This window comes from Kitasatospora sp. NPDC001683, from assembly GCF_053596495.1.
This window is the reverse complement of record NZ_JBSFGK010000046.1, coordinates 36,232-56,905: the sequence shown is the minus strand read 5'-3', so window position 1 is coordinate 56,905 and position 20,674 is coordinate 36,232. Positions and strand designations below refer to the sequence as shown.

22 protein-coding genes and 4 pseudogenes are annotated in these 20,674 nt (G+C 69.8%); 12 read left to right on the top strand and 14 right to left on the bottom strand.

All coding sequences use genetic code 11. From position 1 onward, the window contains the following. Positions 1–53: 53 nt before the first annotated feature. Positions 54–353: pseudogene (locus ACWCYO_RS24030) on the top strand (ester cyclase); the annotation flags it as partial. A gap of 9 nt (positions 354–362) precedes the next feature. Here ACWCYO_RS24030 and ACWCYO_RS24025 read toward each other — a convergent pair. Then, complete coding sequence (locus ACWCYO_RS24025; protein WP_270146608.1) at positions 363–1,610, bottom strand: ATP-binding protein; 1,248 nt, start codon at positions 1,608–1,610, stop codon at positions 363–365. A 63-nt stretch (positions 1,611–1,673) separates the two neighbouring features. After that, positions 1,674–2,348: a response regulator transcription factor gene (locus ACWCYO_RS24020; protein ID WP_030290974.1), complete on the bottom strand. Its 675-nt coding sequence runs from the start codon at positions 2,346–2,348 to the stop codon at positions 1,674–1,676. A 330-nt stretch (positions 2,349–2,678) separates the two neighbouring features. On the opposite strand from ACWCYO_RS24020, the gene ACWCYO_RS24015 reads away from it, so the two are divergent. Together ACWCYO_RS24015 and ACWCYO_RS24010 are read left to right on the top strand one after the other, a co-directional pair. Next, positions 2,679–4,187 carry a peptide MFS transporter gene (locus tag ACWCYO_RS24015; RefSeq protein WP_270146607.1) on the top strand — a complete coding sequence of 503 codons (1,509 nt, stop codon included), beginning with the start codon at positions 2,679–2,681 and terminating at the stop codon, positions 4,185–4,187. 84 nt (positions 4,188–4,271) lie between these two features. Continuing rightward, complete coding sequence (locus ACWCYO_RS24010; RefSeq protein WP_449785340.1) at positions 4,272–6,293, top strand: prolyl oligopeptidase family serine peptidase; 2,022 nt, start codon at positions 4,272–4,274, stop codon at positions 6,291–6,293. Positions 6,294–6,356: 63 nt separating this feature from the next. Here the strand turns inward: ACWCYO_RS24010 and ACWCYO_RS24005 are convergent, their stop codons facing one another. Both ACWCYO_RS24005 and ACWCYO_RS24000 read right to left on the bottom strand, forming a co-directional pair. After that, entirely contained in the window at positions 6,357–6,959 is a 603-nt protein-coding gene (locus tag ACWCYO_RS24005) for a hypothetical protein (RefSeq protein WP_449785339.1), read from the bottom strand. Positions 6,960–7,108: 149 nt separating this feature from the next. Then, the gene (locus ACWCYO_RS24000; protein WP_449785338.1) at positions 7,109–7,543 is read right to left on the bottom strand and encodes an NUDIX hydrolase; all 435 of its coding nucleotides are present in this window, start codon (positions 7,541–7,543) and stop codon (positions 7,109–7,111) included. A gap of 350 nt (positions 7,544–7,893) precedes the next feature. Here ACWCYO_RS24000 and ACWCYO_RS23995 point away from each other — a divergent pair. Then, a pseudogene (locus ACWCYO_RS23995) lies at positions 7,894–8,722 on the top strand (hypothetical protein). A 209-nt stretch (positions 8,723–8,931) separates the two neighbouring features. Here the strand turns inward: ACWCYO_RS23995 and ACWCYO_RS23990 are convergent. From ACWCYO_RS23990 to ACWCYO_RS23980, 3 genes are all read right to left on the bottom strand, one after another. Next, on the bottom strand, positions 8,932–10,110 hold the full coding sequence (locus ACWCYO_RS23990; RefSeq protein ID WP_449785337.1) for a methyltransferase domain-containing protein: 1,179 nt from the start codon (positions 10,108–10,110) through the stop codon (positions 8,932–8,934). After that, positions 10,107–10,256, bottom strand: a complete 150-nt coding sequence (locus ACWCYO_RS23985) for a hypothetical protein (RefSeq protein WP_199922064.1) — start codon at positions 10,254–10,256, stop codon at positions 10,107–10,109. Before ACWCYO_RS23985 ends, ACWCYO_RS23990 begins: the two co-directional genes overlap by 4 nt. Positions 10,257–10,480: 224 nt before the next feature. After that, positions 10,481–10,801 (bottom strand): hypothetical protein, encoded by a 321-nt coding sequence (locus ACWCYO_RS23980; RefSeq protein WP_449785336.1) that lies wholly within the window; start codon positions 10,799–10,801, stop codon positions 10,481–10,483. 189 nt (positions 10,802–10,990) lie between these two features. Between ACWCYO_RS23980 and ACWCYO_RS23975 the strand changes: the two genes are divergently transcribed. From ACWCYO_RS23975 to ACWCYO_RS23960, 4 genes and pseudogenes are all read left to right on the top strand, one after another. Then, the gene (locus tag ACWCYO_RS23975) at positions 10,991–11,215 is read left to right on the top strand and encodes a hypothetical protein (RefSeq protein ID WP_449785335.1); all 225 of its coding nucleotides are present in this window, start codon (positions 10,991–10,993) and stop codon (positions 11,213–11,215) included. Next, positions 11,216–11,683: pseudogene (locus ACWCYO_RS23970) on the top strand (DUF6879 family protein); the annotation flags it as partial. Positions 11,684–11,697: 14 nt separating this feature from the next. After that, the gene (locus tag ACWCYO_RS23965; RefSeq protein ID WP_449785334.1) at positions 11,698–12,546 is read left to right on the top strand and encodes a helix-turn-helix domain-containing protein; all 849 of its coding nucleotides are present in this window, start codon (positions 11,698–11,700) and stop codon (positions 12,544–12,546) included. A gap of 9 nt (positions 12,547–12,555) precedes the next feature. Beyond that, positions 12,556–12,828 (top strand): annotated as a pseudogene (locus tag ACWCYO_RS23960) (DNA mismatch repair protein MutT); the annotation flags it as partial. A gap of 72 nt (positions 12,829–12,900) precedes the next feature. On the opposite strand, the gene ACWCYO_RS23955 reads toward ACWCYO_RS23960, so the two are convergent. Beyond that, the gene (locus ACWCYO_RS23955; RefSeq protein WP_449785333.1) at positions 12,901–13,479 is read right to left on the bottom strand and encodes a TetR/AcrR family transcriptional regulator; all 579 of its coding nucleotides are present in this window, start codon (positions 13,477–13,479) and stop codon (positions 12,901–12,903) included. Positions 13,480–13,570: 91 nt separating this feature from the next. On the opposite strand from ACWCYO_RS23955, the gene ACWCYO_RS23950 reads away from it, so the two are divergent. Then, complete coding sequence (locus ACWCYO_RS23950) at positions 13,571–14,017, top strand: DUF1772 domain-containing protein (RefSeq protein ID WP_270146601.1); 447 nt, start codon at positions 13,571–13,573, stop codon at positions 14,015–14,017. A 44-nt stretch (positions 14,018–14,061) separates the two neighbouring features. On the opposite strand, the gene ACWCYO_RS23945 is transcribed toward ACWCYO_RS23950, so the two are convergent. From ACWCYO_RS23945 to ACWCYO_RS23935, 3 genes are read right to left on the bottom strand one after another with little or no spacing between them, the layout of a single operon-like run. Beyond that, on the bottom strand, positions 14,062–14,184 hold the full coding sequence (locus ACWCYO_RS23945) for a hypothetical protein (RefSeq protein WP_270146600.1): 123 nt from the start codon (positions 14,182–14,184) through the stop codon (positions 14,062–14,064). Beyond that, positions 14,172–14,423 (bottom strand): hypothetical protein, encoded by a 252-nt coding sequence (locus ACWCYO_RS23940; RefSeq protein ID WP_270145555.1) that lies wholly within the window; start codon positions 14,421–14,423, stop codon positions 14,172–14,174. The genes ACWCYO_RS23945 and ACWCYO_RS23940 overlap by 13 nt, the downstream gene beginning before the upstream one ends. Continuing rightward, the gene (locus tag ACWCYO_RS23935) at positions 14,420–14,785 is read right to left on the bottom strand and encodes an ATP-binding protein (protein ID WP_449785332.1); all 366 of its coding nucleotides are present in this window, start codon (positions 14,783–14,785) and stop codon (positions 14,420–14,422) included. Before ACWCYO_RS23935 ends, ACWCYO_RS23940 begins: the two co-directional genes overlap by 4 nt. A 278-nt stretch (positions 14,786–15,063) precedes the next feature. Between ACWCYO_RS23935 and ACWCYO_RS23930 the strand changes: the two genes are divergently transcribed. The 3 genes from ACWCYO_RS23930 to ACWCYO_RS23920 all read left to right on the top strand — a co-directional run bounded on the left by ACWCYO_RS23930 (position 15,064) and on the right by ACWCYO_RS23920 (position 16,840). Further along, a complete protein-coding gene (locus ACWCYO_RS23930) occupies positions 15,064–15,927 on the top strand; it encodes a helix-turn-helix domain-containing protein (RefSeq protein ID WP_449785331.1) in 864 nt (287 codons plus the stop codon). After that, positions 15,920–16,120, top strand: a complete 201-nt coding sequence (locus ACWCYO_RS23925; protein ID WP_449785330.1) for a DUF397 domain-containing protein — start codon at positions 15,920–15,922, stop codon at positions 16,118–16,120. The genes ACWCYO_RS23930 and ACWCYO_RS23925 overlap by 8 nt, the downstream gene beginning before the upstream one ends. 177 nt (positions 16,121–16,297) lie before the next feature. Further along, the gene (locus ACWCYO_RS23920) at positions 16,298–16,840 is read left to right on the top strand and encodes a DUF3291 domain-containing protein (protein ID WP_449785329.1); all 543 of its coding nucleotides are present in this window, start codon (positions 16,298–16,300) and stop codon (positions 16,838–16,840) included. Between the two features lie 84 nt (positions 16,841–16,924). On the opposite strand, the gene hutI is transcribed toward ACWCYO_RS23920, so the two are convergent. Genes hutI through ACWCYO_RS23905 form a run of 3 tightly spaced genes read right to left on the bottom strand, consistent with a single transcriptional unit; the run spans position 16,925 to position 20,663 of the window. Continuing rightward, positions 16,925–18,100, bottom strand: a complete 1,176-nt coding sequence (gene hutI / locus ACWCYO_RS23915) for an imidazolonepropionase (protein WP_449785328.1) — start codon at positions 18,098–18,100, stop codon at positions 16,925–16,927. Positions 18,101–18,129: 29 nt separating this feature from the next. After that, positions 18,130–19,491 (bottom strand): formimidoylglutamate deiminase, encoded by a 1,362-nt coding sequence (locus tag ACWCYO_RS23910; protein WP_270146594.1) that lies wholly within the window; start codon positions 19,489–19,491, stop codon positions 18,130–18,132. After that, entirely contained in the window at positions 19,482–20,663 is a 1,182-nt protein-coding gene (locus tag ACWCYO_RS23905; protein WP_449785343.1) for an allantoate amidohydrolase, read from the bottom strand. The genes ACWCYO_RS23910 and ACWCYO_RS23905 overlap by 10 nt, the downstream gene beginning before the upstream one ends. Positions 20,664–20,674: the final 11 nt, after the last annotated feature.

The following is a 20,674-nucleotide window of genomic DNA, read 5'->3' as shown; positions in this document are numbered from 1 at the left end:
GGCGAGCACGGCCGGCGAACGATCATGGCCGAGGGGGTCCCAGGAGGCTCGCCATGACCTTCGTCCAGATCATCGACTGCAGGACCGACAAGCTGGACGAGCTCAACCAGCTCATGGACAGCTGGGTCGAGGCGTCCGAGGGCAGGCGGACCGCCGCGCACGCGGTCGTCGGCACCGACCGCGCAGACAGCACCCACGTCGTGGAGATCGTGGAGTTCCCATCCTACGAGGCGGCGATGCGCAACTCCGGGCTCCCCGAGACGGACCGGATCTTCCGCGAGATGGTGGCGCTCTGCGACGCGCCGCCGACCTTCACCGACCTCGACGTGGTCCGCGACCTGCGGCTCGGCCAGGGCTCCTGATCAGTCCTGGTGGCTGCGCCCCAGGAAGAGTGCGAACACCGCGGGCTTCAGCGAGAGCAACTCCAACCGGCCGCCGTCCGCCTCCGCGAGATCGCGGGCGACGGCCAGCCCGATGCCGGTGGAGTTGCGGCCGCTGACCGCGCGCTCGAACACCCGGTTGCCGAGGTCCGCCGGCACCCCGGCGCCCTGGTCCTGCACCTCGACCACCACCGAGGTGCCGGAGGGCCGCACCCGCAGGGTGATCGTCCCGGCGCCGTGCATCAGCGAGTTCTCGATCAGGGTGGCCAGCACCTGGGCCACCGTCCCCGGGGTGCCGACCGCGGTGACCCCGTGCAGGCCCTCCAGGGACAGCACCCGGCCCTGCTCGCGCAGCGTCGGGCCCCACTCCTCCACCTGCTGCTTGATCACGTCGTCCAGGTCGAAGGCGACGGCGGTGGGGCTGCGCGGGTCGCGCTGGGTGGTGAGCAGCCGCTGGACGACGTCGGTGAGCCGCTCGACCTGCTGGAGGGCGATGGTCGCCTCCTCCTTGACGGTCTCCGGCTCCTCGGCGAGGGCGGTGATCTCCTCCAGCCGCATCGACAGCGCGGTGAGCGGGGTGCGCAGCTGGTGCGAGGCGTCGGCGGCGAGCCGGCGTTCGGCGGTGAGCATCCGGGCGATCCGTTCGGCGCTGGTGTCCAGCACCTCGGCGATCCGGTCCAGTTCGGGCACCCCGTAGCGGCGGTCGCGCGGGCGCGGGTCGCCGGAGCCGAGCCGTTCGGCGGTCTCGGCGAGGTCGGTGAGCGGCCGGGCGAGCCGCTTGGCCTGCCAGACGGCGAGTGCCACGGCGGCCTGGACGGCCAGCAGGGCGACCACGCCGAGCAGCAGCAGGTTGTTGGCGATCTCGTGGTCGACGTCCTCGCGGGACTGCTCGACGGTGACGATCTCGCCGCTGGTGCCGTGCTCGGCGGCCCTCAGCAGGTGGTTCCCGGCCGGGCGGTCACCGGCCGAGAGCACCGGCTGGCCGGGGATCTGCACCTCGACGTAGCTGCCCTCGGTGACCTGGCTCTCGAAGACCCGGCCTTCCTTGACGCCCTCGCCCGCGGCGAGCCGGCTCTCCACCAGGGCGAGCACCCGGACGGCGGTCGCGTCCACCCGGTCCTGGGCGGAGCTGACGATGGTGCGCTTCTCGACCAGGGCGAGCGGCACGCAGAACACCACGACGACCACCAGGACCACGACCAGCAGCGAGTTGATCATCCGGCGTTTCACGCTGCTGCTCCCCGAGGTGTTCCGCTTCATCGGCCGCCGCCCGGCCACGATCTTCGTACGGGGTTAATTCTTCTCGAACCGGAACCCCACCCCGCGCACGGTGGCGATGTAGCGCGGGTTCGCCGCGTCGTCGCCGAGCTTCTTGCGGAGCCAGGAGATGTGCATGTCCAGGGTCTTGGTCGAGGTCCACCAGGTGGTGTCCCAGACCTGCCGCATGATCTCCTCGCGGGTGACCACCCGGCCGGCGTCGCGGACCAGGACGCGCAGCAGCTCGAACTCCTTGGCGGAGAGGGTCAGCTCCTCCTCGCCGAGCCAGGCGCGGTGGGACTCGATGTCGATCTTCACCCCGTGCGCGCCGGTGGTGAGCTGGTCGACGTTGCCGCGCCGGAGCAGGGCCCGGACGCGGGCGAGCAGTTCGGCCAGGCGGAAGGGCTTGGTGACGTAGTCGTCGGCGCCGGCGTCCAGGCCGACCACGGTGTCCACCTCGTCGGCGCGGGCGGTGAGCACCAGGACGGGGCAGCTCTTGCCGTCGGCGCGCAGGCGGCGGCAGACCTCGAGGCCGTCCATCTCGGGCAGGCCGAGGTCGAGGACGACGAGGTCGACCTCCTCGGTGAGGCCGGCGGCGAGTGCGGTCGGACCGTCCTCGCGGACGAGCACCTCATAGCCCTCGCGTCGCAGGGCCCGGGCGAGCGGTTCGGAGATCGCCGGGTCGTCCTCGGCGAGCAGCACACAGGTCATGTGGTGATGGTAGTCCGCTCGGGTAAGGCCGTACGCCCTGTGAAGTAGTTCACAGAGCGTGATCGTTATATGGAGCCCATTCAGGGATCAACAGAACGTTGCCGACCGGTCGTTCGGCGAAAAAACAACCCTTGGATCTTGAAACTGAAGGATCAAACGCCCGTCTACCATGGATCAATCGGGCAGCTGTGGTGCCAACTTTGTTATTAACCCGGCTGATTCACCGCCTTTGTCATCTGATATCGCCAAATGTCGCCACGTAGAGTGGTCCAAGTCCACGTCCGCCGCCACCCCCCTAGGCGGACGCTGTCAGGCAAGGAACCACTACTCATGGCGTCTACGACCCTGGAAACCGGCGTCACGTCGGCCACCCCCAGCGGCAAGACCTTCCTCGGCCACCCCCGGGGACTCGCCACTCTCTTCATGAGCGAGATGTGGGAGCGCTTCAGCTACTACGGCATGCGTGCCCTGCTGGTGCTCTACATGACCGCCTCCATCGCAGACGGCGGCCTCGGCATGAAGGCGGCCGTCGCCGCCGCCGTGTACAGCGTGTACACGGCCATGGTCTACCTGCTGGCCCTCCCGGGCGGCTGGATCGCGGACCGCTTCCTCGGCGCCCGTAAGACCGTCGCGGTCGGTGGCACGATCATCATGATCGGCCACTTCCTGCTGGCGGTCCCGTTCAGCGCCTCGTTCTTCGTCGGCCTCGCGTTCATCGCGGTCGGCTCGGGCCTGCTCAAGGCCAACATCTCGACGATGGTCGGCCATCTGTACGACGGCCCGAACGACCCGCGTCGCGACGGTGGCTTCACCGTCTTCTACATGGGCATCAACCTCGGCGCCTTCGCGGCCCCGCTGGTGATCGGCACCGTCGGCCAGAACGTCAGCTGGCACCTGGGCTTCGCCCTGGCCGGCGTCGGCATGGCGCTCGGCCTGGGCCAGTTCCTGCTGGGCACCCGCCACCTGAGCCCGAAGAGCAACGTCGTCACCTCGCCGATCAGCGCGGACGAGAAGCGGAAGATCTTCACCAAGGCCGGCATCTGGCTGGCCGTCGCGGTCGTCTTCTACGCGGTCGTCGGCGCCACCGGCCACTTCACCATCAACTGGGCGATCTGGCCGCTGTCCATCGCGGGCCTGGCGATCCCGGTCCTCGTCTTCACCAAGGTGAAGCGCGACAAGGACCTCGACGCCACCGAGCAGTCCAAGATGAGCGGCTACATCTGGTTCTTCGTCGCCGCCGCCGTGTTCTGGATGATCTACGACCAGTCCGGCTCGACGCTGAACATCTTCGCCGACGAGCACACCGCGTCCACGCTGTTCGGGTTCAACTTCCCGTCCAGCTGGTTCCAGTCGCTCAACCCGCTGTACATCATGGCGCTGGCCCCGGTCTTCGCCTGGATCTGGGTCGCCCTGGCCCGCCGGTCGAAGAACCCCAGCACCACCATGAAGTTCGCCTTCGGTCTGCTGATGATCGGCGCGTCCTTCATCGTCATGATGCTGGCGATGGCCTCCGCCTCCGGCGACACCAAGGTCACCCCGCTGTGGCTGGCCATGGTCTACCTGGTCCAGACCGTCGGTGAGCTCACCCTCTCCCCGGTCGGCCTGTCCGTCACCACCAAGCTGGCGCCGACCAAGTACGCCAGCCAGATGATGGGTGTCTGGTTCCTCGCCGTCACCGCCGGTGACTGCGTCGCCGCCATCTTCCAGCTGGTGCTGGGCGACAAGGTGGTCGGCAGCACCGCGTACTTCGCGGTGCAGGGCGTCATGGCGATCGTCGCGGGCATCGCGCTGGCGCTGTACCGCAAGAAGGTCGTCAAGCTCATGGGCGACGTGCACTGACGTCCGCCCGGTGAAGCTCCGGGGCCGCCGTGGATTCCTGAGATCCACGGCGGCCCCGGTCGTTTTGCGCCTACCGTGCCCGGCATGACGACCTCGTTTCCACAGCAGCTCGCCCGTACCCGGCGGTTCGCCCTGGGCCTCCCCGTCCAGCCGGAACCCTCAGCCGACGGCGCCACCGTGCTGTTCCTGCGCAGCCGGGGCGGCACCGACCCGCTCACCTGCCTCTGGGCGCTGGACGCCGACAGCGGCGAGGAGCGGCTGATCGCCGACCCGGGCGTGCTCGGCTCCGACGAAGGCATCACCGCGTACAGCACCGACGCCACCGGCTCCCTCGCCGTCTTCGCGCTGGGCGGTGGGCTGTGGCTGGCCGACGCCTCCACGGCTTCGGTTCGCCGTGTGGCTTGCGGCGGCGAGGCCGAGGAGGTGCGGCTCGACCCGACCGGCCGCACGATCGCCTACGTCAGCGGCGGCGCCCTGCGGGTGGTGGGCGTCGACGGTACGGGCGACCGGGCGCTGGCCGAGCCCGAGGCCTCTGACGTCACGTACGGCCTCGCCGAGTACGTCGCCGCCTCGGAGATGTACCGCGACCGCGGGTACTGGTGGTCCCCCGACGGCCGCGCCCTGCTGGTCGCCCGGGTCGACGAGCGCGCGGTCACCCGGATCTTCCTGGCCGACCCCACCGATCCCCGGCGGCCGCCGCGCGCCATCCGCTACCCGCTGGCCGGCACCGCCAACGCCGACGTCTCGCTCTGGCTGCTCGGCCTCGACGGCAGTCGCCCTCGCACCGAGGTCCGCTGGGACCGGGCGGGCTACGAGTACCTCACCGCCGCCGGCTGGGACGGCCACGGCCCGTACGCCGCCGTGCAGAGCCGCGACCAGCGCACCGTGCGCACCCTGGCGATCGAACCGGACGGCGGGGTACGGGTGCTCGCGGAGCGGACGGACCCGCGCTGGGTCGAACTGCTTCCCGGACTTCCGGTCCGCACGGAGAGCGGCGCGCTGGTCGACACCGCCGACGAGGGCGACACCCGGCAGCTCACCGTCGACGGCAAGCCCGTCACCCCGGCCGGGCTGCAACTGCGGGGCGTCCTCGGGGTGGAGGGCGAGCAGGTGCTGTTCACCGCCTCCGAGGAACCCACCGAGACGCACTTGTGGGCCTACCGGCCCGACCTCGGCCTGGAGAAGTTGAGCGACGGACCGGGCCTGCACACCGGAGTGCGGCGCGGCGGCACGCTGGTGCTCACCAGCCGGGTCGAGGGTGCTCGTTCCACCGTGCTGCGGGACGGTCGCCCGACACTCACGCTCACCTCGTACGCCGAGCTGCCCGTGGTCGCCGCCCGCCCCGAACTGCTCCGGCTCGGCCCGCGCGAACTGCGCGCCAGTCTGTTCCTGCCCACCGGACGCCGCGCTGAAGACGGCCCGCTGCCCGTCCTGCTCGACCCGTACGCCGGGCCGGCCATGCAGAAGGTCACCACTGACGGCGCCTGGCACGAGCAGGTGTCGCAGTGGTTCGCCGACCAGGGCTTCGCGGTGCTGGTGGTGGACGGCCGGGGCACCCCGGGGCGCGGGCCGCTGTGGGACAAGACGATCTGGGGCGACAAGGCCGGGCCCGCGCTGGAGGACCAGATCGAGGGCCTGCGGGAGGCGGCCCGGCTGCGGCCCGGACTGTTCGACCTCGATCGGGTCGCCATCCGGGGCTGGTCGTACGGCGGCTTCCTCGCCGCCCTCGCGGTGCTGCGGCGCCCGGACGTCTTCCACGCCGCCTCGGCCGGGGCCGCGCCCACCGACCACCGGTTGTACGACACCCACTGGCAGGAACGCTTCCTCGGCCACCCCGACGAGTACCCCGAGCACTACGACTCCTGCGACCTGGTCGTCGAGGCGCCGAAGCTGCGCCGCCCACTGCTGCTGGTCCAGGGCCTGGCCGATGACAACGTCTTCCCCGCCCACACCCTGCGGCTCTCCCATGCCCTACTCGCCGCCGGCCGCCCGCACGAGGTCCTGCCACTGCGGGGCGCGGGGCACCGGCCGACGGACGAGGCGGTGGTGGAGAACCTGCTGTGGCACGAACTGGGGTTCCTGCGGCGGTCGTTGGGCCTGGAATAGGCGATGGTCTCCGAGACCGAGTCTCGGAGACCGTCATCACTCACCGCAGCTGGGCAACCGGGCTCAGGGGTTGATCTGCTTCAGGTAGTTGATCTTGCCGTCGGCGTCCTGGCCGATCTCCCAGGCGTTGTACTTGGCGCAGAACTTGGCGCCCCCCATGCAGTCGTAGACCCGCAGCATCAGGAGGTCGAACGAGTTGGCGGTCCCGTCGTAGCCCTTGCCCCCGTCGACGTCCTCGCTGCCGGGGCCGGCGCTGAGGTAGACCTGGATGTCCTTGGAGAGGGTGTAGCTCTTGACCGGGCCGGTCCCCTCGTAGTGGCCACCGGTCGCGTCGCAGACGAACTTGGCGTCCTGGGCCTGCAGCGTGGAGTGGTCCCTGTGCTTGTCCGGGTAGATGACCTTGTGGTTCGGGACCGGCTTCAGACGGTGGGCGCCCTGCGAGGCCGGGTTGCAACTCGGGTCCGCGGCCGGGGCGTTGCTCGCCACGGGCGCCGCCGCAGTAGCGGCTGACGAGGCGGGAGCGGCGGGAGCGGCGGACGAGGCGGAAGCGGCGGGAGCGGCGGACGAGACCGCCGGGTCGGGCGACGAGTCGGACGGCCCGCAGGCGGTCAGCAGACCGAGCGACAGCAGGCCCGCCGCGGCTGCCGCAAGCAGTTTGGTGGTCACGGATTTTCCTTCCCCCGATGACAGATGACGATCTGGCGAGCGATTATATGTTCGAAGATCATCAAGCTTTCCCCACCCCGATGTGCGCACGACCCGCTCCTCGATGGCTTCGAGGAGCGGGCCGCTCAGCAAGGCCTGGCTGCTCTGACTCAGGACGTGATCAGGTTGCGGACCGCGTCGCTGACTTCGGGCAGATCGCCGAGCTCGGCCCACTGGCGGGCATCGTGCTCGGTCAGGACGATCGGTTCCGTCTTCTCCACGGTGACGGCGAAGTTGAACTGACGAGTGGTGCCGCCGCGGCTGTTCTCGTAGTCGAAGTGCCCGAGGCAATCCGTGATCTGGTCGATGGTCAGCCCGGTCTCCTCGGCGGTCTCGCGGTGCACGGCGTCCAGGATGGTCTCACCGGCCTCGCCCTTCCCGGAAGGGATCTCCCACAGACCGCCCAGGTAGTCATCGGGCTTGCGGCGCACGAGCAGGACCCGCCCGTCGTGGTTGATGACGGCGGCGGCGACGAAGCCGGTGATGCCGGCGGCTTCGGCCTCGGCCGCCAGGCGGGCCACGAACTCGGGGGAGGTGACGGTCACAGCAGCTCCTTGTGATGGTCGCTGATCTTCCTGGCCGCGCGGCTGTACTGCGCGGCCAGTTCCAGATCCTGCTCACGGTGCCAGAGCGGGAGCTTGATCGTGTGGGCGTGGGCGTGCTCCGCGACGGGGAAGTCCCCACCTTTTTGACGATGATGGAGGTTGCGGGATGCCGGGAATCAGCATCGCGGCTTGCTGGTAAAGCACCTGAACGCGCAGGAAGTCGGCCTGGCCGACTTCCTACGCTGGGTGGCAGAACCAATCTGCCTGTGGACGGGGACGCCTTATGCACGATGGCGAGGTTCGTCCTTTGGAGCGGCTCCAACTCCGCCAAGCATCCCTACCGTTGTCCCATGACGGATCTGCGCCGGGTGCCGGTAGACGAGGTACTGGGACGTGTCGAGACGGCCTTGGGGACGAGGCTCGACAAGGCGACAGTGGTCCGCAAACGCCGATCCGTGGGAGCCGGCACTGAGCGAGGCACCTGGGTACGCATCGAGCGGCGAGGTCTCGACCGGATCCGCATCCAGGGCGCGGACGGCACTCCCTCGGCTGAGGCCTTGCGCGGGATCGCGAAGCCCGCTTTGGCTCGCTGGCGTCGCCTGGCGGGACGAGACCGAGCCGGTGATGTGGCGGGCGGATGAGACTGAACTGTTGCCGTCCGCCCCAGCAGGGTCCGCAGTTGTGGCCGAGGAACCCAGGCTGCCACCCCGATGGTGGTCGGAGCTGAACGCCTCTCTCGATGCGCTCGCCAGTCAGCGGACGAATGGGATCGCCGCACCGGACACCGAGACGATCACCCAGGAGGTGGTGACTCAGACGATCCGTCAGGTGTCCCCGGGCGTCGATGCCACGGTGAACGAGTGGTGTCCGGCACATGCGGATCTGAACTGGGCGAACGTGACAGCGCCCGAGTTCTGCGTCTTCGACTGGGAAGACTGGGGCATGGCTCCACGCGGTCTGGACGCCGCCACGCTGTGGGCGGCATCGCTTGCCGTCCCGGCGCTGGCCGACCGCGTCCGCGTCGAGCGGAGCGGCGACTTCGCGAGCCGGGTCGGCAAGCTGATGACCTTGTTCGTCGCGGCGAAGATCCTCGGGCCGTACGCGCATCCGGAGGATCCACGCCTTGAGGCCGCCAGCGCGTTGGCGGCGCAGATCGCGAAGGAGCTTCAGGCCGACTGACGCAGGAGCTGCCGATACGACCGGAGCACCTCAGGTCGGCGTACTCAGGGGGCCACAGTGAGCGCGCCCCGAACGGCTTCGGAGGTAAAGCGGCCCGCTCCTCGACGGCTTCGAGGAGCGGGCTGACGGTCACAGCAGCTCTTTGTGATGGTCGCTGATCTTCATGGCCGCGCGGCTGTACTGCGCGGCCAGTTCCTCGGGATCTGCGGTCAGACCCGGATTGGCACGGGGTGCTCCGGGGAGTCGAGCCACACGGCGTGGGTGTCCGGGGTGACCGTGAGGCCGAACCGGTCCAAGCCTGGGCGGTCATGGTCGTCCCACCAGCGCCAGGCGGCCTCCACATCGTCCCAGAGGTTCCGGGGGCCGGACTGGTACACCTCGTATTCCGTACGGCCCCGCTCGTAGTCGGCGGACGCCCATGACTCGGTGTCCCGGCTGTAGAGCCACAGCGTGTACGCGCCGTCGTCGTAGCGCTCCGCCCGCCAGAAGGCGCCGGGGACGGCCGCCCCGATGACGAACTGCTCGAACCACCCGCCCGTGTCCGGAGGGGCCAGTGTGGTGGTGGTTCTCTTCCCGTCGGCAGGCCACTCCCGACCACGCAGGTAGTCCTCGAAGGGCGGCCGGTCCGTGCGCTGTTGGCGCAGCCGCATGAACGCCGAACTCCGGGTAAACCTGCCGCTCGCGCTGGTGCCGTCGTCGTTCACAGTGAGCCGGACGATCTGCTCGCCGCCGTACTCGGTGCCGAACGGCGCCACGATGATCCCGCCGGGGGCTGACTGTTCCAGCCACGTCGTTGGGATCTCCAGCAGGGAGCAGGTGGCGATGATCCGGTCGTAGGGAGCGCCGTCCGGCCAGCCCAACCGCCCGTCGCCCTCGACCACGGTCGGCGCGAGTCCGGCCCGGTCCAGGTTCTCCCGGGCGCCGCGTGCGACGTCCGGGTCGTACTCGACGGTGACGACATTGGGACTGCCCAGGCGGTGGGCCAGCAGGCCCGCGTTCCACCCCGTGCCGGCTCCGACCTCCAGCACCCTGGCGCCCGGGCGCACGTCGAGGTCCTGGAGCATCGAGAACACCATCGTGGGCATGGAGTTGGAGGAAGTCGGGGTCGTGCCGAGTCCGTCCCCCGCGTGGTCACCGTCGTCCCACTGCGTGGTCAGCGGGACGTCCGAGTAGACCGCCCGCTTCCAGGCTTCGGGGTCCTGCGACCGGTACACCACGGAGTTCTGTCGGGTGCCGTCCGCGATGCCCGGCCAGATGCGGTCCGGGACGAAGAACTCACGGGGTACGGCGCGGAAGGAGGGGAGCCAGTCTGAGGAGAGCGCGCCGCTGGCCATCAGCGCGGAGGCGAGCCCCTGGGGGCCCGCCTCCTGGTGCGTCTCGCCGGTCACTTGCCGCTTCCGCCCGCCGGGGACGAGCCGTCGGAGGTGTTGCCGCCCTCGTCGGACCCTCCGCCGCCGTGCCCGGCGCCCTTGTTGCTGTCGTCCTGCTGCCCGCCGCCCTTGCCGTCGCCGGAGCCGCCTCCGCGCTTGCCCATGTTCTTCCCCTCATCTGTCGGTCAGGCCGAGGTGGCTCCCTCTGCCTGTCGTGCTTCCTGCTGACCTATCCGAGCCGGATCCTTCCCCGGACGGCTGGGACAGGGGTCTGTGGTGGCCCACGAGGGCCGGTTCGCTGCGCGCCGGAATCGGCGGCTGGCATCCCTCACCCGGGCCGGCAGCATTGCTCGATGCGGTCAACTCCCGCCGAACGAAGCGGAGTCCATCACTCGAAAGAGCCGGGCTCCACATCGCATTTGGTGAGCATGCGAGCCGTGATCCGGCTGGACTCGCCGTTGATCACTCGCCCCGCGAGCCGGGCGTACTCGGTGAGCACGTCAGCCAGCGCGCGGGCAGCACTGGCGCGGCAGCCACCGAGCGAGACGTGAGGCCCCTCGTGTACCCCGCGCCCGCTCACGACGGGCATCACGTCGGGGGTGGACGGCAGGCCCGCAAGCCTCCAAGCAGTCTCTACGGCGCTCGCCGCCGCTTCGGCCTCGGCGCGGTATCGCCTCAACTTCTCCGTCTCGGGCTCCACGTTCGACACGGATGCTCCCTTCGCCGCCCTGCCCTACCGATGCTTGCGACGCTACTGACGGCGCGCCACCGATCTCTATGGACTTGCATGAGCTTGCACGCCAATTTCCCGTTCAGCCATCGGTATTGACGCCATATCCACTGCTCAAAGAAGCTTGTGCAAGCCCGAACAAGCAGCACGTAGATCAGGGAGCCGGCCATGGCCGTTGAGTTCGTTGGCATCGACCCCAACACCGATCGGGACCACTGCCCCACCGTGTGGGTGGACCGAGAGGCTCAGGAGATCCTCTTCCAGGGGTGGAACCCGCGCCCGGAGACCCAGGCGGAATGCGAGGGAAGCAGCCCCGCAAACGGATCGGTACCCGACAATGAGGCCATCGTCAGGCTTCCGGCCCGGATGGTGCCCATGATCAGGGAGGCATAGCGGTCCGCCGTCCATCTGGAGCTGCGGGACTCGTACGCCCCGACGGAGCGGTTCGAGGCATGGCAGCGCGGTGAGCGGATCAACTGGGAGGACCGACAGTCCTGGTGGCATCCCTATGATCAGTTGATCACGGACACTGTGGCGCGGGGTGTGGTCATTCGTCGAGCCCGGGTCGTCTCCGAGCCCGTGTCCGAGTACATCCGGTGGGAGCACTACGTCACCCACGCCAACGTCACGGCGGGCGAGCAGGTCCGCTGGCTGCCACGGCGACAGGCCACGAACATCCCCCTGCCGGGAAACGACTTCTGGCTGTTCGATGGTGCGCTGCTTCGGGTGCACCACTTCTCCGGAGACGGCGTCGTGGTCGAAGATGAGATCACGGCGGAACCCGACGCCGTGAAGCTGTGCGCCACCGCATTCGAAGCAGTTTGGGAGCGAGCACTCCCGCACCATCTGTACGAGATCTGACGAAGGCCAGCTCCATGCCCGCGCATCCCTCTCCAAACGTTCAGAAGGCCCGCGAAGCCCTCGCCGGTCGGCTGAGCGAGATCCGGAAGGACGCGGGGATCAGCGGACGGGAGCTGGCCGTCAGGTGCGGCTGGTCGGAATCGAAGTCGTCCCGGATCGAAAACGCCAAGACGCCTCCGTCCGACACCGACATCAGGGCGTGGTGCCGCGCCTGTGGCGCCGGCGATCAAGTCCCTGACTTGATCGCCGCCAACCGGCAGTCCGTCGACGCTCATGTCCAGTGGCGACGACTCCAGCGAAGTGGCCTCCGTCGCCTGCAAGAGTCGACCGGGGATCTGTACCAGCAGACCAAGGTGTTCCGGGTCTACGTCTCTGACGTGATCCCAGGTTTCCTCCAAACACCCGGGTACGCGACCGCCTTGCTGTCGTGCATCGCGGGCTTCCGGGGAACCCCGAACGACGTGAGTGACGCCGTGGCGGCCCGCATGAAGCGCAATGCGGTTCTGCACAACGGCGCACACCGCTTCTCCTTCGTGCTGGAAGAGTCCGTGCTCCGGTATCGCGTGTGCAGTGCCGAGACCATGGCGGCACAACTCGGACACCTGCTCGGCGCCATGGATCTCCCCAATGTCGCGGTGGGCATCGTCCCGTTCGCGGCGCAGCGGACCGTGTGGCCCATGGCGACCTTCACGATCTTCGATGACGCCAGGGTCCACGCAGACACGCTGGATGCCGCCTCCACGCTCACGCAGCCCAGCCAGGTCGACCTGTACGCCCGCGCTTTTGATCGGCTCTCGCAGGGGGCAGTGCGAGGCGCCGCAGCGCGTTCCCTTGTCGTGGACGCTCTGGCCTACCTGGATTGATACTTCAGCGAGGAGAAAGGGCTCGATGTCGAGATCACCGGGCTCGTCGGCACGTACACCGACCCGCGGCACGTGATCGCCTATTCGGACGGCGAAGTCCGGCAGCAGTTCAACGTCTGCTTCACCGCGCGCATCACGGGTGGGGAGCTGTGGATCTCGGACGAGTCCACCGATCTTCGGTTCGTCGCCCCGAGCGACGTCGAAGGGTTGCCGATGCACCACACCCAGCGGCTCCGGCTCCAGCACTTCCTGGAGCGCAGGGCGATCCCGCATCTCGGCTGACCGGGAGCGCTCCACGAGGCCCTCGTCCTGGGTGGGCGAGGGCCGTCGAAGGTGCCGTGGGCCGTCGGGGTGTCAGAGGATGGCGAGCCGGTCGACCAGCAGTTCCAGCCTCTGCTCCATGTACTCCGGTGGGAGCCGGCCCGCTCGGGCCAGGGTGGCGAGGCCGTGCAGGGCTGCCCAGAAGGTCTCGGTGAAGACTCCCGGGTGGACGTCGTCGCCGGCGACCTCGGCGAGGCTTTCCAGCAGGGCGGCGAAGGCGTCCTTCAGGGGTTCCGGGGTGTCCTCCTGGGCGAAGGCCAGGCCGCCGTCGAGCTGGAAGAGGGCGTCGTAGACCGCCGGGTTGCGGGCGGCGAAGTCGAGGTAGGTGCGGGCGAGGGCGGCGACCCGGGCGCGGGGGCCGTCCGCGGCGGAGGTCGCGGCCCGCAGCGCCGCGGCCATCTCGGTGGCGCCTTCGAGGGCGACGGCGCCGATGATCTCCCGCTTGCCGCGGAAGTGGCTGTAGAGGACGGGCTGGCTGTATTCGATGCGCTCGGCGAGCCGGCGGGTGGTGACCGCGTCCCAGCCCTGCTGCTCGGCGAGTTCGCGGGCGGTCGCCAGGATGAGGCGCTCGCGCTCGGCCCGTTCGCGCTGCTTGCGTTCTTGTACCGACATGGTTCGATCCTAGCACCGCTAGACAAACGAGCGACATAAGGCCTAGCGTTGACTCGTCAGCTAGCAGCGCTAGATGCCCGGAGGGGTCATCATGCTCAACGCACTCGAGGTCTTCACCACCGTGGTCGTCGGCGTGATGGTGGGGGTGGAGTTCTCCGTCGCCTTCATCATGAACCCGATCTTCAACGCACTCCCCGACGACAGCACCCAACTCGCCAACGCTCACGGGGGCCGGATGCTCGGCGCCCTGATGCCGTTCTGGTACATCGGCTCGCTCGTGTTGAGCGCGATCTGGGCCGTCGCCGGATGGCACCACCACGGCACTGGCCTGGTCGTCACCGCCGGCGTGCTGCTGATCGTCAGCGTGGTCATGTCGGTCCTGCTGCTCGTCCCGATCAACAACCGGAACAAGACGTGGACCCCCGAGAACCGGCCCGCCGACTGGAAGGAGCAGCTGCAGCGCTGGAACCGCTACCACTACGCCCGCGTCGCGGTCATCATCGCCGCCTTCGCCCTGCTGGTCGCCGCCCTCGTCTGAGCCCGCGAGGCCCTCGCCTTCCCAGGCGAGGGTCTTCGCGTGTTTCAGTCGCCGTCGTCGGGGCGTCGCATCTTGAGGGTCGCGATGACGCCGAGGGCGACGGTGGTGATCGCGAGGGCGAGCAGGGCGACCAGGACGGCGCCGAAGAAGAACTTCATCGGTGCCACGGCTCGTCCCTCTCCAGGTCGCGGAGGAGGTGGAGGAGGTTGAGCAGGGTGCTGACGGGCGCGTTGCCGAAGTCGATCAGGATGCGGCCGTCGAGGGTCGTCTCGCCGGGCGCGGCGGAGCCCCAGAGGAGGCCGTGAGGCAGGCCGCGCCGGTGCAACTCGCCGAGGAGAGTGGTGAGTTGGGGCTCGGTGTAGTCGCGCATCCGGGGGTCGTCGGGCGCGATGGGGTCATGGGTCACGAGTCGGAGTCCAGCTCGTACCAGGTGGTCTTGCCGCGTTCCTGCGGGTCGACGCCCCAGCGGTCGGTGAGGCCCTCGACGAGCTGGAGGCCGCGACCGGTCTCGGCGAGGCCGGAGGGGGTGCGGGGCTGGGGGAGGGCGTCGCTCTCGTCGGAGACGGTGACCCGGAGGGTGCGGTCGAGGATGGAGAACCAGACGACCGGCGCGGGGGTGCCGGCGTGGTGCCAGGCGTTGACGATGAGCTCGATGAGGGCGAGTTCGGCGTTGAAGATGGTCTCGATGTCCCAGCCGCCGTTGCGGGTCATGGCGTCCCGCAGGGCCTGCCGGGAGAGGGTGAGCGAGGGGGTGTTACGGATGCACACGGGAACCTCCGTGAGGCTGTGGTGTGGGAGAGGGGGTGCCGTGAGCCAGGCCGGGTGATGGTTGCTCTTCGGCTACGCGTACGGGCAGCAGGCGCCTACTGCCCTGGATGCAGGCATTGTTGACGATCCGTCGGATCGAGCTGTGAACGACGATAGCGCATCGGAGCTTAAGGTTAAGCTCGATGCGCGAAGATTCCCCCGATGGGGTAGTCCTCCCCAGATGGCCACCCCTGCATCGGGCACGGCAGACTGGCGCCTGTACGAGCAGAGAGGACGTCATGGCCAATCGCCAGAACCCGACCCTCCGTCAGCGTCGGCTCGGCGCCGAACTGCGGAGGATGCGAGAGCAGATCGGCCTCGGGGGAAGCCACCTCGCTCGCCTACTTGGCGTGACTCCAGCCATGGTGACGCAGATGGAGAACGGGAAGTCCGCCGTCAGCGTGGGGCGCCTGCACGAGATCGCGGAGGCTTGCATGTGCGCCAACGCGCCCCTGGTCGACGCGCTCGCCGACATGGCCAGAGAGCGAGACCAGGCCTGGTGGGATGAGTACCGAAACGCACTCGCAGCCGCTCCAATTGATGTGGCGGAAATCGAAGGACACGCGAAGAAGCTGAAGAGCTTCAACATTGGTTTCATCCCAGGACTGCTCCAAACGGCCAGCTATGCCGCCGCCGTATTTGCGAGAGGTTTCACCCCTCTTCCCGATCGCGAGATCGATCGCAGGGTTACGTTCCGCCTGCGGAGACAGCAGACTATTCGCTCCGGCGAGACGCCATACGTGGCACTGGTCCACGAGGCGGCGCTACGTATTCAGTACGGCGGCGCCATGGTGCTCGGGGAACAGCTCGATTCGCTTGTCGAAGACTCCGAGCTTCCGGGAGTCTCGCTGCGGGTCGTACCGTTCGACACGGCCGACTTCCCTGGCCCCAGCGAGAACCTGCTTTATGCGGAGGGGCCAGTGCCGGAGCTGGATACGGTCCAGGCCGACTCGTCTCACGGCTCCCACATCTTCGACTCACCCGCCCAGTTGACAGGTTATCGCGCAATCTTTGAGCGCATCGAAGCCGTCGCGCTCCCGGAGAGTGAGTCGCGAGATTATATCCGCTCGATAATGAAGGAATTGAAGGACAGGTATGAATAGCATCGAGTGGCAGAAATCCAGCTTCAGCGAAGCCTCCAGCAACTGCGTTGAGGTGCGCACACGTGGAGGTGTGATCGAACTTCGTGAGTCCGATGAGGGTGACGTCATCGTCCACACCATCCGCCCGAACTTCGCGGCGTTCCTCCAGGCAGCCAAGGCAGGCGAGTTCGACCACCTCACCACCAACCCCTGAGCGAATCGTTCCGGCGGCCTCTTGCTCCCCGCAAGAGGCCGCCACAGGCCATCTGCAAGAAGCCACTTGAGCTGCGAAAACGCAACTTCGACAGCACCCGCAGAAGCAGCTACCTTCACCTGGTCTCCGGCGATCACCCACGGTCGCACGAGAGTTGCCTCAACCAGGGAGAGACGTTTGCCCCAGCTTGCGCTGTACACCTTCGGCACCCTGAAGTCGCCTCTCGCCGATCCCGCACCCCTCACCAACGAGTTCTACGACGTCGGTGCGACCGTCTACCAGGAGATCACTCAGCACCCCGGGTACCTCGCGCATGCCGAAGCAACAGACCCCGAACGGGGCGTGCTCTTCGACGCGAACTGGGGCGCATGGGGCGAGTTCGCCGCACCGACCTGGTACGCCAAGGGCCGCACGCGGGAAACCACCGCCCTGGCCGCGACCCTCTCGCTCTGGACCGACCTGCGCTCCACCTTCGACGCCATCTACACCGGTCTGCACCGCAAGGCACTGACCAGGCGTCACGACTGGATCGAAAAAGCCGAGTACCCGAACTACGTGACCTGGTGGGTCTCCGACGGCGTGATACCCAGCTGGCAGGAAGCGGTTTCCAGGCTGGAACACCTCCACGACCACGCCCCCACCCCGCACGCCTTCACCTTCCACCACCCGTTCACCCCGGACGGAACTCCGACCAGGATCAGCCCTCCACGGAAGCCCTGACCGGGCGGAACTCACCAGCCCACCCAGCGAGAAGCCCCCGCGCCCGCCACCCCGGGGGCGCGGGGGCCGTCTAGTGCCCGTCGCTCAGACCTCGCGAACCCCCGCCCGCCAGACCGCCGCCGTCAGCGGCACGCCCGGCCGGTACGCCAGGTGCACGTGCGAGGGCGCGTCCAGCAGCAACAGGTCAGCCCGCGCGCCGACCGTCACCGTCCCCACGTCACTGCGCCGCAGCGCGTGCGCGCCGCCCGCCGTGGCCGCCCAGACCGCCTCGTCCGGCGTCATCCCCATCTCCCGCACCGCCACCGCGATGCAGAACGCCATCGAACTGGTGAAGCTGGAACCGGGGTTGCAGTCCGTCGAGAGCGCCACCACCGCGCCCGCGTCCAACAGCCGCCGCCCGCTCGGGTACTCGGCCCGCGTGGAGAACTCCGCCCCGGGCAGCAGCGTCGCCACCGTCCCCGAGCCGACCAGCGCCGCCACGTCCTCGTCCGTCAGGTGGGTGCAGTGGTCCGCCGAGGCGGCCCCCAGCTCCACCGCCAGCTGCACGCCGGGCCCGTACGTCAGCTGGTTGGCGTGCACGCGCGGCGTGAGCCCCCGCTCGATCCCCGCCGTCAGGACAGCCCGCGCCTGGTCGCCGTCGAAGGCGCCCTTCTCGCAGAACACGTCCACCCAACGGGCGTGCGGCGCACAGGCGTCCAGCATCTCGCCGGTGACCAGCTCCACGTACCCCGCCGGGTCCTCGGCGTACTCGGGGGCCACGATGTGCGCGCCCAGGTACGTCGTCTCCGGCGTGTACCCGGCGGCGATCCGCAGCGCCCGCGCCTCGTCCTCGACCGTCAGCCCGTACCCGGACTTGCACTCGATGGTCGTGGTCCCCTGCCGCAGCGCCTCCCGGACGAACCCGGCCACGTTCGCCTCCAGTTCGGCATCACTCGCCGCCCTGGTCGCCGCCACCGTCGTACGGATGCCGCCCGCCGAGTACGACTGCCCGGACATCCGGGCGTTGAACTCGGCGGTGCGGTCGCCCGCGAACACCAGGTGGGCGTGCGAGTCGACGAAGCCGGGCAGCAGCGCCCGGCCCTCGGCGTCGAAGCGCTCGTCCGCCGCCGGGGCCTGCGCCGCCGGGCCGACCCAGGCGACGGTGTCGCCGTCGACCACCACGGCCGCATCCGGCAGCAGGCCGAGCGGACCGGTGCCGTGTCCGGGATCGTTGGTGACGAGACTGCCGATGCCCGTGATCAAGGTGGTCCTGGTGCTCAAGACAACGCCTTCCGAATCGAGTTGAGAGGTCAGTAGTCCAGCGCGCCGATCGCGGAGCGCAGCGCCCCCGGCACGTCGGCCACCAGCTGGTGCACGCCGTCCCGGACGACGTGCCGTCCGCCGACCACCAGGTGCCGGACGTCCGCCGCCGAGGCCGCGAAGACCGCGATCTCGGCGCCGAGCCGGGGCGACGGCCCCGCCGTACGGACGGAGTCCAGCGCGATCACCGTGAAGTCGGCGAGCGCCCCGGCCTCGATCCGCCCGGCCTCGGGCCAGCCCAGCGAGGCGTGCCCGTCCTCGCCACCGGCCCGCAGCAGCGCGTTCGCCGTCCAGTGCCCGCGGGTGCGGGTCCGCAGCCGCTCGTCCAGCTCCAGCGCCCGGGCCTCCTCCCACGGATCGATGATCGCGTGGCTGTCGCTGCCCAGGGTGATCGGGCTGCCGCCCGAGGCGAGCCGGCGGGCCGGGCCGATGCCGTCCGCGAGGTCCCGCTCGGTGGTGGGGCACATGCAGACGGTGGTGGAGGAGTCGGCGAGGAGCTTGACGTCCTCGTCGGTGAGGTGGGTGGCGTGCACGGCCGAGGTGCGCGGGCCGAGCGCGCCGTGGTCGGCGAGCAGCCGGGTCGGGGTGACGCCGTGGGCGGCGAGGCAGGCGTCGTTCTCGGCGGTCTGCTCGGACAGGTGGACGTGCAGCGGCGCCTTGCGCATCGCCGCCCAGTGCGCGACGGTGCCCAGCTGGTCGGCCGGGACGGCCCGGACCGAGTGGATGGCGGCGCCGATCCGGGCGTGCTCGCGCGGCTTGAGGGCGTCCGCCCGGGCCGCCCAGGCCTCGGCGTCGCCGTCGCTGAACCGCAGTTGCGGGTGGGTCGGCTCGGCGCCGAAGCCGGAGGACAGGTAGCAGGTGTCCAGCAGGGTGATCCGGATGCCGGCCCGGGCGGCGGCCTCGATCAGCGCCTCGCCCATCGCGTTCGGGTCGGTGTAGCGGGCGCCGCCGGGCGCGTGGTGCAGGTAGTGGAACTCTCCGACGGCGCTGATCCCGGCGAGCGCCATCTCGGCGTAGACGGCGGTGGCGAGCTCCAGGTAGCTGTCCGGGTCGAGCGCACCGGCGAAGCGGTACATGGTGTCGCGCCAGGTCCAGAAGGTCCCGGAGCCGACCTGGACGTGCCCGCGCAGCGCCCGGTGGAAGGCGTGCGAGTGGGCGTTGGCCTGGCCGGGCAGCAGCAGCCCGTCGAGGCGGACGGCGCCGGGCGGGCAGGGCCCGGCGTCCGGGGTCACGGCGGTGATCCGGCCGTCGGGGCCGGTGGCGATCAGCACGTCCCGCTCGACCACCGGCCCGTTGTCGTGCGGCAGCCAGGCGTGCTGCGCCCAGTAGCTCACCGGAAGGGTCACTGACACGCCAGGTCCTCCAGTACGTCGGCGAGGGCGGCGACCCCGGCCAGGCAGTCGGCCTCCTCGGCGTGCTCGGCCGGGGAGTGCGAGACGCCCGTGGGGTTGCGCACGAACAGCATGGCGGTCGGGATGGCGGACGCCAGGATCCCGGCGTCGTGTCCCGCGCCGGTGGGCAGCACCGGGGCGTCGAGCAGCTTGGCGAGCCGGTCGCGCAGCGGGCCGTCGAAGTCCACCACCGGGGTGTAGGACTCGCGGGTCAGCTCGACCCGGACGCCGTCGCGCTCGCCGCGCTCGGTGGCGGCCCGCTCGATCTCGGCGACCAGCTCGGTGAGGGTGCGCTCGTCGGCGGCCCGGGTGTCGAGCCAGCCGCGCACCAGCGAGGCGATCGCGTTGGTGCCGTTGGGCTCGACCGCGACCTTGCCGAAGGTGGCCAGCGCGCCGGTCAGCTTCGCCTTCTTGCGGGCGGCGAGCACCGTGTTGGCGTACGTCAGCATCGGGTCGCGGCGGTCCTCGATCCGGGTGGTGCCGGCGTGGTTGGCCTCGCCGTGGAAGTCGAACCGCCAGCGGCCGTGCGGCCAGATCGCGCCGGCCACGCCGACCGGTTGCCCCTCGGCGAGGTGGCGGCCCTGCTCGACGTGGAGTTCGACGAAGGCGCCGATCCGGGCGAGCCGCTCGTCGTCCGCGCCGATCGCGGTCGGGTCGTAGCCGGCCTTCTCCATCGCGTCGGGCAGCCGCACCCCGCCGGCGTCGCGCAGCTCGTACGCGGCCTCGCGGGAGAGCACCCCGGCGGTCAGCCGGGAGCCGATGCAGGCCACGCCGAACCGGGCGCCCTCCTCGTCGCCGAAGTTGACGATCGCCAGGGGCTTGTCGAACTCGACCCCGCGAGCGCGCAGTTCGTCCAGCGCGGCGAAGGAGGAGACCACCCCGAGCGGGCCGTCGAAGGCGCCGCCGTCCGGGACGGAGTCCAGGTGCGAGCCGGTGACGATCGCCCCCTGACCATGCGGATCGCCCAGCCAGGCCCACTGGTTGCCGTTGCGGTCCAGCTCGTACGTCAGGCCGCGGCTGCGGGCCTGCTGCTCGAACCAGGCGCGGCACTCGGCGTCGGCGGAGTTCCAGGCGAAGCGGCGGTAGCCGCCGGAGGCGGCGGAGCGGCCCACGGGGAGCAGCTCCGCCCACATCTCTTCGAAGC